The organism is Micromonospora sp. H33, from assembly GCF_052068455.1.
GTDB lineage: Bacteria > Actinomycetota > Actinomycetes > Mycobacteriales > Micromonosporaceae > Micromonospora.
Genome location: NZ_JBQHDE010000004.1, coordinates 1 through 15149 on the forward strand (window position 1 = coordinate 1; position 15149 = coordinate 15149).

The following is a 15149-nucleotide window of genomic DNA, read 5'->3' on the forward strand; positions in this document are numbered from 1 at the left end:
TTCGGGTCGGGCCCCTTCTCGTCCCGCATACGGAACATGCCGATGGCCCGGCATCGGATGAGGCAGCCGGGAAAGGTCGGTTCCTGTACCAGTACCAGCGCGTCAAGGGGCCAGCATGGCGGCCGTCGCCACAGCGTAGGCAGTCTTCGGCGGTATCACGGCCAGGTCGATCCGCAGATCCCGTGGGCCTGTGACGATTACCAGCGCGGCCCCGAGGGTGGTGAACCAGCCCACCCGTACCGTGGTGCCGCCGACGCCGATCCGGCATGGATGCCTGTCCCAGGCCGCCGGCTGCAGCATGATCCGTTCGATCACGCCGCCGCGCTGGGCGGTGAGCGCGGTGACCAGGCCGCTCAGTTCGACGACTGGGTCGCGTGAGGTCGGCCACCAACCGCCGTCGAGGATCGCACGGCTGGACGGGGAGTCGGTCAGCCGCAGGCGTGCTGTTGGCGGTTCACGGGTGCAGACCCACGTCATGCGGTCCGCGCGCAGAGCGGATCATGAGTTCCGTCCCTCCGGTGCGTTGGCGCCCGGGTCGGTGTCGGCGGTGGGGTCTGGACGGGTGATGGTGGCGGTGGTGTACGGGGTGCCGTGCCTGCGGGTCAGCAGCCGCAGCTGGATGATGCGCCGCATGGTGGCTTGGATGGTCACCAGGAGCACGCCGAACACCGCAGCGAGCAGCAGCGCGACTCCCATCGGCAGTTGCCCCTGCGCGCCGAAGAAGTGCACGTACGTCCGATATGTCGGACCTGCCGATTCGGGCAAACACGCCTGCAGATGGAACAGGCTGGCCACCCCGCTTCCTGACCGGGTCGCTGCGGTAGCTGGTCAGTACCTGGTCAGCGGCCACCTAACAGTGTTGTCAACAGCAACGGCAGGAGCACGACGGTCACCAGCAGGAATATCCTCAGCCGACCCGCGCGCAGTTCGACGGCCCGCTTCACCCGTACGCCCAGCCGCACCGGGATGGATCCCCCTGTGCGGATGACGGAGGACTCAGTCGTGACGGACGGACCAACTGCCATCGAGGTCCTCTCGTGATCGTTTGATGCCCTCCTCCGGGCGACCGGATGCGACCGGGACGGCGGCCCGTCAGCTGGGCAGGTCGGCCCTGAGCTGGGCCAGGGAACGCTTCAGCAGCCGGGACACGTGCATCTGCGATATTCCGACTTCGGTGGCGATCCGCGCCTGGGTCATGTGGCGGTAGAACCACATGGTGAGAATCCGACGCTCACGCAGGGGAAGGACGGCGAGTAACGGCAGTAGTGTCAGGTGATCGTCCACGCCCGCGTAGCCAGGATCGACGGCGCCGATGAGTTCGATGGTCTCGATGTCGTCGGCACCGAGGTGGGGCGCGTTGAGGGATGCCAGGCGGTAGGCCTGCGATGCGGTGAGGGCGGCCAGGACCTCGTCGACGCTCACTTCCAGGTGGTCGGCGAGTTGCGCGGTGGTGGGGTGGTGGCGCTGCCGCTGCGTGAGCTCCCCCGTGGCGGCTCGCACCATGCTGTTCAGCTCCTGGGCTCGGCGCGGGACCCGCATCGCCCACGCCGTGTCGCGGAAGTGCCTGCGGAGGGCGCCGAGAATCGTGGGGACCGCGTAGCAGGAGAACGGTACTCCTCTGCTCACGTCGAAACCGTCGACGGCCTTGACCAAGGCGAGAGCCGCGACCTGCGCCAGGTCGTCGTAAGGCTCGCCGCGTCCGGCATATCGGCGGGCCAGTCGGCCGGCCATCGGCAGGTCAGCCTCGATGATCCGGGCCCGGAGCCTCGCGCGATCGGGATGGCCGCAGGTCAGAGCGGCAAGTCGACGCAACAGCTGTTCGCGGGTCGCCGACAGCTCACTCGGCGGCGGGAAACGGGAAATTGTGCTCGCGGTCGTGCTGGGGATGACCATTGTTGAACGCCCCTCACGGGCTGGCGGCGGCGAGACTGACGGCCACCGGGGGCCCGGGCGACACCATCACCGTACGCCCTATCGCCCCGCTGAGCACCGCGGAATTCGTCCGGCGGGACCGGATCACCGGCAGAAGGCGGTCCATCCGCATCGGCCTGAGCCGGCGGTCAACCGGGTTGTCTGGCTGCCGCCCACGGTGTGAGCTGCTCGGAACCGTCGACGATCGCCCGAGCCAGATCGGACAGTCGCCGGTTGTGGCTGCGCGCGCCGTTGCGTAACAACGCGAATGCCTCACCGACGTCCATCTGGAGGCGCTCGGCGATGACACCCTTGGCCTGCTCGATCAGGACCCGGCTGTTCAGTGCGGTCTGCAGCTGCTCGGTGAGGATGTCGCGACGGTGGATGGCGCGTTGCTGGAGCAGTCCGATGGTGGCCACGTCGGCCAGGGCCTGGCCGACGCGGAGCTTGCCTTCGTCGAGGGCGCCCGGGTGGGTGTCGAAGAGGTTCAGCGCGCCGATCACCTCGGAGCGCAAGCGCATGGGCAGGGCGTGTACCGCGGCGAACCCGACTTCGGCCGCGGCGGCGGTGAACCGGGGCCACCGGCCGGCGGCGGGCAGGTCGACCACCGACACCGGTTGGCCGGTGCGGAAGCAGTCCAAACACGGACCCTGGTCGGTCTGCAGCTGAAACAGCTCCAGCAGCCTCGTGCGTTCGGAGGAGGCGGCCACCACCTGCAGGGTGTCCTGCTGGTCGGTCAGCAGCAGCCCGGCCGCCGAGATACCCAGCAGCTCGACACATCGTTCGGTCAGCACGTGCAGGAACTCGAGCACGTCGAAATCGTCGACGAGCGTGTCGGCCATCTCCACAAACACGTCGGACAGTTGGCCCTCGGCCATGTCACTCACCCTCGTCATACGATAGTCCCGCCGGCTCTCCGGCGGTACGGGGCCGTGGTCCGCTCCGCCGCCTCGCGACGACCGGGTCCGGCTCTCACCCGGACCCGCCATCCCGTGCGTCGTCGATGGAGTCGAATCGCAGCCGGCGGGCAACCACGTCACTTGCCACATCCCGCAGTCGCCGGTCGTGGGAGAAGGCGAAGGCGCGTAACCGGATGAGGGCCACCGCTGCGGTCACCCCCAACTGGACCGTGACCATCCCGGTGGCCTGGTGCACCTCGGGATGCTGCAGACCGGCATGCTCCGGCCGACCCTCGTCCTGGGCCGACCGGTGGCGCCACCCGCCGTCCAGCAGCACGGCGCAGGCCGTGTCAGCCAACACCAGCGCGTCGGCCAACTGCTCGCCGTCGAGGCCGCCGGACCGCGCACGGTAGAGGTCCAGCACGCCGAGACGGATTCCGCCGACCTGGAGCGGCAGCGCGAACACCGCGTGGACCCCGGCAAGCACCGCCGCCGGGGCGAACACCGGCCAGCGGGCCAGACACTCCGGCGCCGCCAGATCGGCGACCAGATCGGGACCACCGGAGCTGGCGTCCACGCACGGACCCTCACCGAGGGTGAAGGTCAGCTCCTCCAGTGCCGACGCGGTCCGGTCACTGGCACACAGCACTTCCCGTGGGGTGGCGCGCAGCGTCACGGCGACGGCCGCGGAGTCGACGCCAGTTGCCGAGACCGACGCGGCGCAGACGTGGTCGACCGCGACCGTCCCGCCGCGGGCCACGTCGACGACCAGGGTCCACAGCCGGGTCCTGCGTGCGGAGTTCATCGATCGGCCGTACGCGCGGCGGTCCCGCTATCGCGATTCGAGCCGAGCAGCCGCCGCGCGCTCACCGGGGAGACAACTCTGAAGCGGAGACGCGTCGCGCTGGTTCGCTCGTCCACAGCTGGCTCCGACCTGATCGTCCTCAGCGGACATCTGCCCTGCGGCCACCGGGATCCCGGGCGACGCTCACACCGTACTCCTGAGCGGCGCCCCCGGCGCGGTCTGGCGCCCGTCGACGTGGACCGAGATGGCGGTGGCGGCCACGATCGCCGGCAGGTCGCGCGGAGGCGTACGATGATGGTTGTCGCTCGGGACCCCGGTGGCTGAACAGTTCGCCGCTGGCGGACGCCCCCCACCGATCGAGGTCACCTCGTTGGCCGCCCGACGCACGACATCAACCGGTCACGTCGCCAGCCCCCTCGTGCGCCCCCTGGGCCCGGCCCGTCCCGTCACACCGGCGTTCCGGACCGGGACGTCGCGTCACACGCCCGCCATCGCCCCATGCCTGCGCTGGCTCCCCACGGCATTCAGGCATGTCATCTGTTGTTGGAAGGCGGCGGTTCGTGATGACCGCACGGCAGAACAATCCTCACTCGGCTCCCCCGATTAACGGCCACGACGGCATCGACACCGCTTCCTAGCCCACGCCGGACCGACCGGCGGCGGCACGCTCGCGGATGGGCGGCATCTGGGTCGCCGCCGTGGTGTTCGCGTTCGTGCTCCTGCTGCTCCTGATCTTCGTACTGCAGAACGGCCAGCGCACCGAGGTGTCGTTCCTCGGCGCGCACGGACACCTCCCGATGGGCGTTGCCCTGCTGCTGGCCGCGGTCTTCGGGATCCTGCTCGTCGCCCTCCCCGGCACCGCCCGCATCCTGCAACTCCGGATGCTCCACCGCCGTCCCGCCGGACATCCCGGCGCCGGATCCATGCCCGTCCGCCCTTCCCGACGGCGACCGGCACCGCCCGCGTGACATCGCCGCACACACATCTTGAGGACAGGTGAGCCATGCACACCACACAACGCACCACGATGATCCAACCCCGACTGTCCCTCGCCCCCACTCGGGGGCAGGCGGTCCTGGACGGCGGGTGGTGGCCACGTTCCTGGGACCCGGTGGCCGAACTACCCGGCCTCGTCCTCGCCCTCGCCGAACGACATGGCCGGATCCGGCACATCATGCTCAACATCCACACCTGGTACAGCCGGTTCCGCCGGTTGGCCGTCGGGCCGGACGTGGTCCGGATCGGCTGGTTCGACACCCTCGACCCCGCCCTGCTGATCGCCACCACCGGCCGCGACGACCAACTCGACCTGCTCGTCGTGCCACCCGCCACGACACCCGCGACAGCCGAACGGGCCATGGCCACCGCCGCCGACCCGACCAACATCAGGCATGCACCCGACATCCTCGCCGCCGGACCGACCCCGCAGGGCGCGACCACGGCAACCGGCTCCGACGCGTACGCGGTGTGGGACAACGAGGGCGGCAGCCCCGCGTCGGGCGGAATCCACCGAAGCCACACCCAGTCCCCCACCCATCCTCGCACTGGAGTACCCGCATGAACGCTCTACAGACAGCCATCGTGATCGCGATCGTGGCGATCTACATCATCGCCCTCATCACCGCCGCACGCGCGGTGCGCGTCGTCTAGCAGTACGAACGCGGCGTGGTCTTCCGCTTCGGACGGGTGCAGGAGGGCAGCCGCGGCCCGGGGCTGACCCTCATCGTCCCCGGCGTCGACCGGCTGGTGAAAGTCAGCCGGCAGATCACCACCCTCAGCGTTCCCGCCCAGGACGGCATCACCCGCGACAACGTCTCCGTACGCGTCGACGCGGTCGTCTACTTCCGCGTCGTCGACCCCGTCAAAGGCTCTGGTGAACGTGCAGAACTACCTCTACGCCGTCTCCCAGGTTGCCCAGACCTCGCTACGCGCGGTGATCGGCCGCGCCGACCTCGACGAACTGCTGTCCGACCGGGACAAGCTCAACTCCGAACTCACCAGCATCATCGACACACCCACGGAAGGACCGTGGGGTGTGAAGGTCGAACGTGTCGAGGTCAAGGACGTCGCATTGCCCGAATCCATACAGCGGTCCATGTCCCGCCAGGCGGAGGCCGAACGCGAACGCCGCGCCCGGGTCATCGCCGCGGACGGCGAACACCAGGCCGCCACCAAACTCGCCCAGGCCGCCACCACCATGGCCGCCGACCCCGCCGCCCTGCAACTGCGACTGCTGCAGACAGTCGTGGAGGTCGCCGCCGAGAAGAACAGCACCCTCGTCATGCCGTTCCCCGTCGCCTCCTGGATCGCCTCACGCCCGTCGCGAGCGCGCCGGCGCCGGCCGTCGCGAGCCGCCCCCGGGCCCCGGAAACCGTGACGATGCCGGACCTGCGACGCGTGACCAGCGAGCCCGAACCCGAGGCCGCACCGATCTCGGTGGGCTGACCGGACGCGGCGCCGGCCCGGTGACCCGCCAGTCACCGGGCCGGCGCTGGTGGAATCGGCTACGACCCGGGTGCTCGCCAACCCCAGGATCGGATATGCGGCCACAACGGCTGACAGCCAGCCGCGAGTCAGTAAGCGGCATGCAGGCAATCAGTAAGTCAGTCGGTGTGCGGAAGGAAGTCCGAGCTGTGCCGGCGGTTCGGCGCCCAGCGCGACGGCGAGCTCGCGACCGAGGAGATCGTCATAGGCGGCGCCGAGGGCCGGCGTAGGGCCGTTGATCTCGCGGCGCCGGTCAGCGGCCCGGCGAGCGGCGATGGCGGTCACCCAGGCGATGCCGTCGAGCTGGCGGGAGCCGGACATCGGCGCGAGCCGCCACACCTCGACGAAAACCGCTCGGGTCACCGCCACGGCGAGCGCCGGGCTGCCGAGGCTCCCACACACCTGCGTGAAGACGGCACGGACCAGACGACAGTAGAAACGGCGGAAAGCGGCCTGGTCGCGGTCGGCGATCCGCTTGACGAGATCATTGATGGACTCAGGGCCTGGCACGACGTAGCTAGACGGAACAGGCATCCGATGCTCCTGGTGGTGTGCCTGCGGTCAGGGCACCACCAGGGACCAGGGCGGCTACTGCGTCTCTCACCCTACGCCACCGGTCAGATCACGGAGCGCATCGGGCGTCCACAATTCGCGGTCGGCGGCTCGGCGGGGAGCAGCCCGTGCGGACGCCTGGGGCTTCCAGCAAGGCCGTGGCGATCATGTCGACGCCACCGCTCCCTCCCCCATCGCCACCCAGGTTCATCCACCTGGCTCGCTGACCCGGCGCCACCACAAATCCGCACCCGGCAGGGGGTGGCCGACACCTGCTACACGCTGGCGCTGCTGCGCCCAGCGTGGTGCTCGAGACCCCGCGCGGCCCCACCTGTGGCTCTCCGGTGGGGCCGCGGCCACGGCCGGGTCAGCGCGCCGCGCCCTTCAGCACGGCGCGGGCCCGGTCGCCGTACCCAGCGGCGACGAGAACCTCGAAACGACTGGGTACGGTGGCACTCCTGGATGTGAAATCGCGCCGCCCGCCGGTCAGGGCATAGCCGGCCGCGCGGGCTGGTGCCCGGCAACGTCCGGCACCAGCGGTGCCAGGCCGGCGCTCGGCACGGTAGTGCGTACGGTGCTGTTGTGGTCCTTGGCGATGTAGGCCATCGCGCTCACATTCCTTCGATGCTCATCGAGCAGTCCCACGACGGGAACGGCCGTGGGTCGGTCACGTGGTCGGGCCGGCGAATCGGTGCCACAACCGGTCGGCCGGCCCCGCGCAGCGCAGTGCGACAGCAACGTGATCTGGTCGGCTCGTGGGCGGATCGACGGCGACGGGCGGTCAGCCACCGGGGGCCCGAGCGACACCCTCACCATACGCGCAGTCAGCGGGAAAGGCTTCGCGCTGACCGGGGCGAATCAGCCGGGCTGGTGGGGAAGCGGGTTCGATCCGATCATCGCCGCCAGCGGTGTGGGAGCGTAGGCTGCGGGTGTCGCTCGGGACCCCGGTGGCTGACAGTCCACCGCTGGTGCACGCGCCCTGGTTGAGGCCCCGATGACGGCCCGATCCCCGTTCTGGGAAGCAATCGCGGCGCTACCTCGCGGACCACTCCTGCCGCCGGCCTCGCCGGTCGCGTCGGGCGCGATGAACCGATGCCGCCAACCGCTGGGCCTCGGGCCGCGCCCGTCATGAGCCGAGCGAGGTGCGTGACCGGCATCGCCAGACGACATAGAGATCCACGAAGGGATGCTGTCGTGCCGACGCAGACTCAACCAACCGACGCTCGGGCCGTGATCCAGGCGCTGGTCGGAGCAGCAACCGTGGCGGGATACGCGCCGTCGATCCACAACACTCAGCCATGGCGGTGGAGGGTGGGCGGGACCCGGTTGGACCTCTTCGCCGACCGCGCCCGGGCGCTCGCCGTCACGGACCCTGACAGTCGGCTCGCAACGCTGAGCTGCGGGGCCGCCCTGCAGCACGCCCGGATCGCCCTGGCGGCCCAGGGCTGGCGCGCCATCGTGACCCGGATGCCGGATCCGACCGACCCCGACCATCTCGCGCAGCTACGCGTCGTCGGGCGGGCGCCAGTCGAACTGCGGGCGGTCCGCCGTACGCACACCATGCGGCTGCGCCACACCGATCGCCGTCCCGTCACCGGCCCGGCGGTCGGACCCGACGACCTGCGCGCCATCACCGCCGCGGTGCAGGCCGAAGGAGCGTGGCTGCACATCCTGCGACCGGACCAGGTGCTGGGCCTCGCCGCCGCAGCCAGTCACGCCCAACAGACGGAGACCGCCGATCCGGCGTGGCGGGCGGAGCTGGCGTACTGGACCGGTGGCACCCGACCAGGTGGCGTCGGTGTTCCCGACGACGCGATCCCCCTCCGTGCTCCGCAGACGACCGTGCCCGGCCGCGACTTCGGCCACCACGGCGACCTACCGGTGAGCACCGGGCACGACCGCAATGCCGGGTACGGGGTGCTCTACGGTCCCAATGACCAGCCAGTGGACTGGGTGCGCGCGGGTGAAGCCCTGTCGTCGGCCTGGCTCACCGCGGTCGAGCTCGGGGTGTCCGTCCTGCCGCTCAGCGCCGCCGTCGAGGTGGCCGGCACCCGCCAGTCGGTGCGGCGGCTGGTGGCCGACCTCGGTCATCCGTACCTGGTTATGCGTCTGGGGATGCTCGACACCGACGCCGCCGGGCCGCCGAACGCGCCGCGACTGCCCGCCCAGCAGCGCATCGACCGGCCGCCGCCGAAGGCATCTCGTCCCGGCCCGGCTGAAGACGACAGGCCCTCCGGCCCGAAGGGTGGCGGCCGACATGACCCCGCATCACCACCGACACCCCGCTAACCAGTACCGGCACGATCACCGCACGTCCGGACAACGCCTGGCCGACTCGGTCACCTCGGTGTTCGGGTCCTGGCGGTTCCCATCGTCCAGACCGCTGTCGTCGCGTTCTGGATAGCCATCAACGTCGTCGCCGTGCTGTACCGCTGGGATCCCTACCCGTTCATCCTGCTCAACCTGCTCTTCTCCACCCAGGCCGCCTACGCCGCCCCACTGATCCTGCTCAGCCAGAACCGCCAGGCCGACACCGACCGGGTCAAGGCCGAGCGCGACTACCAGGTCAACCAGCTCGTCCTGCAGTACCCCATCGCCTGGCACCGCGACACCCACAGCGCAGACTGCGACTGCGTACGCCACGCCGAACCGGTCGTCCACGATGCTCACCGCGCTCGCGCGCGACTTGTGATGCGGCATGTCCGGGGGCACGAGGCGGTCGGGCACGCCCTGCGCACCCTTGACCCCTCGCCGGGAAGCGCACGGGGTGTGTCTGGTGGGTCGTGTCACGGACCTGAACCCCACAAGCCAAGCGCAGGCGGAGATAGCGGCGCCCGCCTGCGCCGCGGGCAGCGGAGGTATGGCGACCGGCCTGCCGGTCATCGTGGACATGCGATCGGCCAACGTTCACCGAACGCCACTGCAGGCTCCCGTCTGCGCATGGAACCGGTTGGCTGCAGCGCACCCACGCTCGGCGCGGCCGCCGATGAGGAAACGCAACGACCCCCAAGAGCACCAAGCGCGCCAGGCCGAACAAGCGTACGATCGAGTTATCCGGAACCGACGACATCCCACTCCTGAGGTGCCAGCCACACCGGCCCTACCCCAAGGGGATGTCATGTCCGTCAATCGCACCCGAAGCGCACCGGCAGACCCGGCCACCACAGCGCCGCCGCGGGCCGCAGCAGGCCCCACCAGGCCGGTGCCCCCTACCCTGGCCAGCGCCGCCTGGATCAGTCTCTGCGCAGCCGCCGTCACCTTCATCCTGACCATGGTGGTCGGCGCCACCCGCATCACCCACCTGCGCCGCCTGTCCCGCCAACGCCACTGAGCCGCGGCCCGCACAGCACCCGACGCCCTTGGACCACCGCACCCCTCAGCCCCAGCCGGTCGCCGGGTTCCACAGGCGAGGGGCGGGAAGGACGCCACAGGACGCATACGACCGCCATCCCCGCCCTCACCCGACTCCGGCGAAGGCCCCGCCGCCGGCACGAAGATCCACGATAGGAAGGAAACCCGCATGGCAACCATGGTCGACCGCATCCGCACATTCCTGCAGAATCCGCAAGGACAACGGCTCACCGGCCAGGCGCGTGACCAGCTCAACAAGCCCGACAACCAGCGGCGGCTGCGGCAGCTTGCGCAACGACTCCGGCGACGCGGGTGACTCCCGGCGAGCCCGTCAGATAGCCAGAGCCACCGTGACACGTCGTCGGCCTCGCCAGTGACGTCAGCAGCGGGACCAGGGCGCGCGGCCGCCCTGGTCCCGGCCCGCGGGGCCTCCGGGACACGGAACTGGCCCGGCTCCGTGCGCGGGTGGAGCATCTGGAAGGCGAGCTTCCCAAGGCCAACGGGGTCGCCGTCGCGACCCGACCACTCCCGCATGCTGCAGGAACGGTGCCATGGAGGCGACTCTCCGTAACGGGAAAGCAGTGTCGGTGGCGGGCGCGCGCCCATGGGCGCGCGAAAAAAAATGCCCCTCCGTCGATGGACGGAGGGGCATTTTGCCTGCTCAGAGTGGCGCGCCCGAAGGGACTCGAACCCCTAACCTTCTGATCCGTAGTCCGAGGCGCTCCCGCAGCGACGCCCAAGCAGGACGTGTCGTGGGGACGATGAGGTGTCCGGTGCCGACGGCTGGAGTGGCTGGATCATTGGGGACGTGACCTGGTGATCGCCGTTGCGTCGGGTTGGCCCTGCGGGGCCAGCGACCGCCCGTCGTGCCGATCCTTAGGTCTCTCCGAGCCGGCTCGCTCCGGGTCGCAGTGGACGTCGGCCACTCATCGCGAGCCACCCAGACAGAAGGGGCTAAGCCACACTCTGTCGCCTAGACATCTGGAGAACTCGCCCCAGACACCAACAACTGGAGGGTCATGGACAGGATCGCCATCATCGGCTGCGGCGGCAGCGGCAAGTCAACCGTCGCCCGGCATCTCGCCCGGGTCCTCAATGCACCACTGATCCACCTCGACGCCATCTACTACGACAAGCAGTGGGACCCACTGCCGCAGGACCAGTTCGCCCAGCAGCAACGACAGCTGGTTGGGGCCAAGCGGTGGATCATCGAAGGCAATTACGCCAGCACCCTCCCCATCCGGCTCGTCGCGGCCGACACCGTGATCTTCCTGGACCTGCCGACGCCAACCTGCCTCTGGGGCATCGCCCAACGACGCTGGCGATACCGAGGCGGCCAGCACTCCGCCGACGGCGTCTACGACCGACTCACCTGGAGCTTCATCCGCTACATCCTCAGCTATCGGCGCCGGATGCGACCCCGGGTGCAGCGCCTCGTCCGCGAACACGGACCCGATGCCCGGCTGATCACGCTCACCAGCCGCCGGCAAGTCAACCTCTTCATCAACCGACTGCGAGACGAGCCGCCGCGGACGAGTCGGCAGTCGACACAGCAGCCGCCCGGCCGATGATCAAACCGCGCCCCGCCCAGGAACCGACGCAACTGCGCAACGGCTCTCCTTGGGGATCGACGGATCGTTGGGGCCGCCACGGATGTGCTCAGCCTCCCCCGGGTGAGGAGCGCGAGCCGGTTGCGCCCTGCTCCCAATCTGCTCCCAATTTAAGGGGCAACAACGCGAAAGCCCGTTACCGGTGGTTCCGGCGACGGGCTCGCTACCTGCAAATATTTATGGTGGGCGATACTGGGATCGAACCAGTGACCTCTTCGGTGTGAACTCTGGGCGGGCCGGTTGGATCGAGTGTTTCCCGAGGTCATCCGGCCTGCTGGGGGTCTTTTCGGTCCGGTTCGGCTGACACGGTTGCTGTACTTCGCTGCGGTACTGCTGGCATCAGACGAGACGCTGGATTCGCACCTTCGGGCGCTCGTGTCTCAGGTGGCCTTGCTTGTGCTGGCGGACCTGCTCGTCCCAGACCTCCTGGTCGTAGTCCGGGTCGGGCGGGATCCACCTGTGGGAGCCGTCGCTGTAGTGGAACTTCTCGTCACCGGGCCGCAGGATGCTCATCGCGTCCAGCCGAGGAAGCGGTAGTGCAGATGGCCGGCGGGGACGTGGGCCAAGTCCTCGGCGGCATCGACGAGGCGGGCAGCCAGGTAGAGAGCGAGGGAGACCGGGGCGTGGTCGTACTCGGCAAGCAGTTCCCGGCGGCGAGTTTGGCACGGCCAGTCGGCGCCGCAGCCGCCGCACGTCCAGGCCGGCGTCACCGGGAGGTGGGTCGTCATCTCGGGCTCTCCTGGCCGGGCCAGTGCCCGCGGTTGATTGGGATGCGATGACGACTTCTGCACGGCAGGTCGCCTCCACAGCGGCAGATGCGCCGCCAGTGCCGCCAGGACCAGACGGGCCGGTGACGGCGCGCAAGGGTCAGCGCCACGGCCAGGACGTACGCGTCGTAGGAGACGCGCTTCATCGGCTCGCTGCTCTCGCCTGGCCCAGGAACCGCCGTACCGGCCAAGACGAAGGGAACACCGGCTCCACCTTCGTGGGCAGCTCTATCCGGGGCGTGGATGCCCGAACGCGGGGGATGCGCCGGACATCCACGCCGGCGAGGACGGGTCCGACAGCGCCAACCGAGGGAATCGACCTCCTCGGAAACCTCCCACAGGTACCGTTGGGTAGTCAAGGGCTGACGTAGGTGGTCTACTCGTGTTGCCAACCGAGGAGAAACACCGTGCCACCGCGTTACCGCTACGAGCAGATCGCCGACGACCTCGCCGAACGCATCGCGTCCGGAGAGTTCCCACGCGGCTCTAAACTGCCCAGCCGGCGAGAGTTGATCGAGCACTACGGGGTCACCGAGCCGGTGATCGACCGCGCCATGCAGGTGCTACGGATCAAGGGCATGACCGAGACGCTGCCCGGCGTCGGCGTCTTCGTCGCCGAGTAGGTACTCAGCGGCCTGAATCAGGTCAGTGCCATGAAAGCGCTTCGGTGTGAACGCGGTTGCGGTGCATCGTCTGCTGTCATCGGTTGTCATCCCGCGCCTATCAGTTCGGCTGCGACCCCGCCTGCGGTCGCGACTTGTCGACGGCAGGCAACGCGTTCGCTGCCTTCTTGCTGCCTTCAGAGTGGTCGACCTCCGACGACCTGATGACGGCCTGGCGAGCGCGAGGAGGACGCCGCGCTGCCGGTGAGCTGGCGGCGATGGACTCCTGTGATTCAGCGCGCGCGGCGGTAGTGCATGGCCACCGCGCCGTTGCGGAGCGGCTTCGCCGAGAGCAGCTCGAGCTGGCGCGTGCCGGGCAGCCCGCCCTGGTACAGCGTCGGGCCGTGGCCGGCGATCCTGGGATGGACGAGCAGCTTGTACTCGTCGATCACGTCCAGCCGGTCGAGCTCGGTCGCGAGCTTGCCGCTTCCGAGGAGGACCCCGGCCGGGGTCGCGTCCTTGAGCTTCTGCACACCCTCGCGCAGATCGCCGGCGATGTGGTGGCTGTTGGTCCACGCGAAGTCCTTGCGCGTCGACGACACCACGTACTTGGGCTTGGCCCCCAGCTTGACCGCCCACTCGCGCATGGCCGGCGGCGCCTCCTCGTCGCCGCGGGCGACGGCCGGCCAGTAGCTCTCCATCATCTCGTAGGTGACGCGACCCCACAGCATTGCCCCGCCCTCGTCCATGAGACGGGTGAAGAAAGCGTGCGTCTCGTCGTCGGCGATCCCCTCCTGGTGGTCGACGCAACCGTCCAGGGTGAGGTTGAGGCTGAAGGTGAGGAGTCCCATGGCCGGCGAGTCTAACGCCACTTCTAGGTCGGTAGAGTGCAGCCCCACCGGCATTTGATCCCGTTGTCTACCGGCAGCGGCACGCTGTCGAGTGCGGCATCAACCAGCTCAAACAGCACCGCGCCATGGCCACCAGGTACGACAAACTCGCCGTCCGCTACGAAGCCACCCTCACCATCGCCGCCATCAACCAATGGCTGCGCGCCTTACGAAACACGGCCTAGAGCCATCGAGCAATACTTCGCCACAGATCAAGCCCGCGGCTGGGGGGCGAGTGGGGTGATCGCCGCCGCAGCGGACTACGTCCGTCGTCACCACCAGGTCGCCACCCCGCTTCCGCCTCCAACCGATGCAGAGCGAGACACCTTCAACTCTCTCATCGACATCGCGCGGCGGCTGCAAGCCGCGTGACTGGCCTGTCGACGACGTCTCGCTTACAAGGACTTCCCGATTGGTCGTAGCGTCCGTCGTCGTCCGCCACGTCCTGGCCGCCGCACACGATGGGTACGTGTCCGTCCCTCGCAGTCCCCGATGGTTGATGTCAGCCGTAGATGTCAGGGCCTGGACCACGCCCTCGTCGACGACGCGCAGAACACGCACTGGCGCCGGTCCCGGTACCGTGATCTCGTGGCACGTTCAGCATGTTCGTCGCCGAGTAGCTTGCAGCCAGGCGATTTAGGGGATTGCCAACTTGACGGACTTCCCGTGCTCGTGGCTGCCGTCCTACAAAAGAGGGCACATGGCGTGCCGCCGCAAGGTAGAGGCGCCTTGCCCCGAACGGGCTGGCCGTCAGCAGCCTCATGCAATGCTGACGGCCTTCGCCCGGTCAACGCATATTCGGAAGAGCGAAGTGGAACACAAGCACCCAGATCGCTGTCGTCGAAACCACAATAAATCCAACAATATAGGTCTCGTGCCATCGCACTAAATTGGCAAGACGGGGAGGATCGCGAAAACCTGGACCTATCAAATCATCAGTCAAAGCACATTCCTCCTTGCGGTAATCAAGCCATGAAAATACGCTCGATACCACTAACAAGACTGTGAAGGCGGCGACGATCGTCAGCAGGCACACAAGCCCGATAAGGCCAGCATGGGCCACGCTGGCGCCGATTCCCCACTTACGGTAACCCACAAAAAGCGCCAGCCCTGCGCCAAGTATGCCTGTCGCGAGCGATTGGTAAATCGCCAGGAAACGGTGCACATTCTCATTGCTCGCGTTAAGCTGTTGCAATATGTACTTGTAGCGCTCAACGTGCAGTTCAGATAAGGTCCGCTCGCCTCTCATATGCCTTCCCCACTGTTCACCCCGCGCAA

18 protein-coding genes and 3 pseudogenes are annotated in these 15149 nt (G+C 68.7%); 10 read left to right on the top strand and 11 right to left on the bottom strand.

The window, feature by feature from the left end; translation table 11 throughout:
• From ACTMS0_RS11720 to ACTMS0_RS11745, 6 genes and pseudogenes are all read right to left on the bottom strand, one after another.
• Nucleotides 1-110, bottom strand: a pseudogene (locus tag ACTMS0_RS11720) (inorganic diphosphatase); the annotation flags it as partial.
• Nucleotides 103-477, bottom strand: a complete 375-nt coding sequence (locus tag ACTMS0_RS11725; RefSeq protein ID WP_441155177.1) for a DUF5994 family protein — start codon at nt 475-477, stop codon at nt 103-105. The gene ACTMS0_RS11725 and the pseudogene ACTMS0_RS11720, both read right to left, overlap by 8 nt.
• A gap of 21 nt (nt 478-498) precedes the next feature.
• Nucleotides 499-795, bottom strand: coding sequence for a hypothetical protein (locus tag ACTMS0_RS11730; RefSeq protein ID WP_441155178.1), 297 nt, complete (start codon nt 793-795; stop codon nt 499-501).
• A 297-nt stretch (nt 796-1092) separates the two neighbouring features.
• The gene (locus tag ACTMS0_RS11735; protein ID WP_441155179.1) at nt 1093-1893 is read right to left on the bottom strand and encodes a SigB/SigF/SigG family RNA polymerase sigma factor; all 801 of its coding nucleotides are present in this window, start codon (nt 1891-1893) and stop codon (nt 1093-1095) included.
• Between the two features lie 167 nt (nt 1894-2060).
• On the bottom strand, nt 2061-2753 hold the full coding sequence (locus ACTMS0_RS11740) for a GAF and ANTAR domain-containing protein (protein ID WP_441155180.1): 693 nt from the start codon (nt 2751-2753) through the stop codon (nt 2061-2063).
• 130 nt (nt 2754-2883) lie between these two features.
• Nucleotides 2884-3615 (bottom strand): GAF and ANTAR domain-containing protein, encoded by a 732-nt coding sequence (locus tag ACTMS0_RS11745; RefSeq protein WP_441155181.1) that lies wholly within the window; start codon nt 3613-3615, stop codon nt 2884-2886.
• Between the two features lie 674 nt (nt 3616-4289).
• On the opposite strand from ACTMS0_RS11745, the gene ACTMS0_RS11750 reads away from it, so the two are divergent.
• From ACTMS0_RS11750 to ACTMS0_RS11760, 3 genes and pseudogenes are all read left to right on the top strand, one after another.
• On the top strand, nt 4290-4583 hold the full coding sequence (locus tag ACTMS0_RS11750) for a lipopolysaccharide assembly protein LapA domain-containing protein (protein WP_441155182.1): 294 nt from the start codon (nt 4290-4292) through the stop codon (nt 4581-4583).
• 35 nt (nt 4584-4618) lie between these two features.
• Nucleotides 4619-5176, top strand: coding sequence for a DUF5994 family protein (locus ACTMS0_RS11755; RefSeq protein WP_441155183.1), 558 nt, complete (start codon nt 4619-4621; stop codon nt 5174-5176).
• Nucleotides 5173-5992, top strand: a pseudogene (locus ACTMS0_RS11760) (slipin family protein). Before ACTMS0_RS11755 ends, ACTMS0_RS11760 begins: the two are co-directional and overlap by 4 nt.
• Before the next feature lie 218 nt (nt 5993-6210).
• Here the strand turns inward: ACTMS0_RS11760 and ACTMS0_RS11765 are convergent.
• Nucleotides 6211-6609, bottom strand: a complete 399-nt coding sequence (locus ACTMS0_RS11765; RefSeq protein WP_441155184.1) for a hypothetical protein — start codon at nt 6607-6609, stop codon at nt 6211-6213.
• 1302 nt (nt 6610-7911) lie between these two features.
• Between ACTMS0_RS11765 and ACTMS0_RS11770 the strand changes: the two genes are divergently transcribed.
• From ACTMS0_RS11770 to ACTMS0_RS11790, 5 genes are all read left to right on the top strand, one after another.
• The gene (locus ACTMS0_RS11770) at nt 7912-8940 is read left to right on the top strand and encodes an Acg family FMN-binding oxidoreductase (RefSeq protein ID WP_441155565.1); all 1029 of its coding nucleotides are present in this window, start codon (nt 7912-7914) and stop codon (nt 8938-8940) included.
• A gap of 132 nt (nt 8941-9072) precedes the next feature.
• Nucleotides 9073-9732, top strand: a complete 660-nt coding sequence (locus tag ACTMS0_RS11775) for a DUF1003 domain-containing protein (RefSeq protein WP_441155185.1) — start codon at nt 9073-9075, stop codon at nt 9730-9732.
• Between the two features lie 121 nt (nt 9733-9853).
• Nucleotides 9854-9982: a hypothetical protein gene (locus tag ACTMS0_RS11780; protein WP_441155186.1), complete on the top strand. Its 129-nt coding sequence runs from the start codon at nt 9854-9856 to the stop codon at nt 9980-9982.
• A 189-nt stretch (nt 9983-10171) separates the two neighbouring features.
• Entirely contained in the window at nt 10172-10318 is a 147-nt protein-coding gene (locus ACTMS0_RS11785) for a hypothetical protein (RefSeq protein ID WP_441155187.1), read from the top strand.
• 703 nt (nt 10319-11021) lie between these two features.
• A complete protein-coding gene (locus tag ACTMS0_RS11790; protein ID WP_441155188.1) occupies nt 11022-11573 on the top strand; it encodes a topology modulation protein in 552 nt (183 codons plus the stop codon).
• A gap of 378 nt (nt 11574-11951) precedes the next feature.
• Here the strand turns inward: ACTMS0_RS11790 and ACTMS0_RS11795 are convergent, their stop codons facing one another.
• Nucleotides 11952-12125, bottom strand: coding sequence for a hypothetical protein (locus ACTMS0_RS11795; protein WP_441155189.1), 174 nt, complete (start codon nt 12123-12125; stop codon nt 11952-11954).
• Complete coding sequence (locus ACTMS0_RS11800) at nt 12122-12340, bottom strand: flavin reductase (RefSeq protein WP_441155190.1); 219 nt, start codon at nt 12338-12340, stop codon at nt 12122-12124. Before ACTMS0_RS11800 ends, ACTMS0_RS11795 begins: the two co-directional genes overlap by 4 nt.
• Before the next feature lie 410 nt (nt 12341-12750).
• On the opposite strand from ACTMS0_RS11800, the gene ACTMS0_RS11805 reads away from it, so the two are divergent.
• Nucleotides 12751-13002, top strand: coding sequence for a winged helix-turn-helix domain-containing protein (locus tag ACTMS0_RS11805; protein WP_441155191.1), 252 nt, complete (start codon nt 12751-12753; stop codon nt 13000-13002).
• 272 nt (nt 13003-13274) lie between these two features.
• On the opposite strand, the gene ACTMS0_RS11810 is transcribed toward ACTMS0_RS11805, so the two are convergent.
• Nucleotides 13275-13832, bottom strand: coding sequence for a dihydrofolate reductase family protein (locus ACTMS0_RS11810; RefSeq protein WP_441155192.1), 558 nt, complete (start codon nt 13830-13832; stop codon nt 13275-13277).
• A gap of 44 nt (nt 13833-13876) precedes the next feature.
• Between ACTMS0_RS11810 and ACTMS0_RS11815 the strand changes: the two are divergent.
• Nucleotides 13877-14056 (top strand): annotated as a pseudogene (locus ACTMS0_RS11815) (IS5 family transposase); the annotation flags it as partial.
• 602 nt (nt 14057-14658) lie between these two features.
• On the opposite strand, the gene ACTMS0_RS11820 reads toward ACTMS0_RS11815, so the two are convergent.
• Nucleotides 14659-15120: a hypothetical protein gene (locus ACTMS0_RS11820; protein ID WP_441155193.1), complete on the bottom strand. Its 462-nt coding sequence runs from the start codon at nt 15118-15120 to the stop codon at nt 14659-14661.
• Nucleotides 15121-15149: the final 29 nt, after the last annotated feature.

Coding starts and splice junctions, on each gene's coding strand:
- ACTMS0_RS11725 (WP_441155177.1), bottom strand. CDS start 477: ATGACGTGGGTCTGCACCCGTGAACCGCCAACAGCACGCCTGCGGCTG.
- ACTMS0_RS11735 (WP_441155179.1), bottom strand. CDS start 1,893: ATGGTCATCCCCAGCACGACCGCGAGCACAATTTCCCGTTTCCCGCCG.
- ACTMS0_RS11740 (WP_441155180.1), bottom strand. CDS start 2,753: ATGGCCGACACGCTCGTCGACGATTTCGACGTGCTCGAGTTCCTGCAC.
- ACTMS0_RS11745 (WP_441155181.1), bottom strand. CDS start 3,615: ATGAACTCCGCACGCAGGACCCGGCTGTGGACCCTGGTCGTCGACGTG.
- ACTMS0_RS11750 (WP_441155182.1), top strand. CDS start 4,290: ATGGGCGGCATCTGGGTCGCCGCCGTGGTGTTCGCGTTCGTGCTCCTG.
- ACTMS0_RS11755 (WP_441155183.1), top strand. CDS start 4,619: ATGCACACCACACAACGCACCACGATGATCCAACCCCGACTGTCCCTC.
- ACTMS0_RS11785 (WP_441155187.1), top strand. CDS start 10,172: ATGGCAACCATGGTCGACCGCATCCGCACATTCCTGCAGAATCCGCAA.
- ACTMS0_RS11790 (WP_441155188.1), top strand. CDS start 11,022: ATGGACAGGATCGCCATCATCGGCTGCGGCGGCAGCGGCAAGTCAACC.
- ACTMS0_RS11795 (WP_441155189.1), bottom strand. CDS start 12,125: ATGAGCATCCTGCGGCCCGGTGACGAGAAGTTCCACTACAGCGACGGC.
- ACTMS0_RS11800 (WP_441155190.1), bottom strand. CDS start 12,340: ATGACGACCCACCTCCCGGTGACGCCGGCCTGGACGTGCGGCGGCTGC.
- ACTMS0_RS11810 (WP_441155192.1), bottom strand. CDS start 13,832: ATGGGACTCCTCACCTTCAGCCTCAACCTCACCCTGGACGGTTGCGTC.
- ACTMS0_RS11820 (WP_441155193.1), bottom strand. CDS start 15,120: ATGAGAGGCGAGCGGACCTTATCTGAACTGCACGTTGAGCGCTACAAG.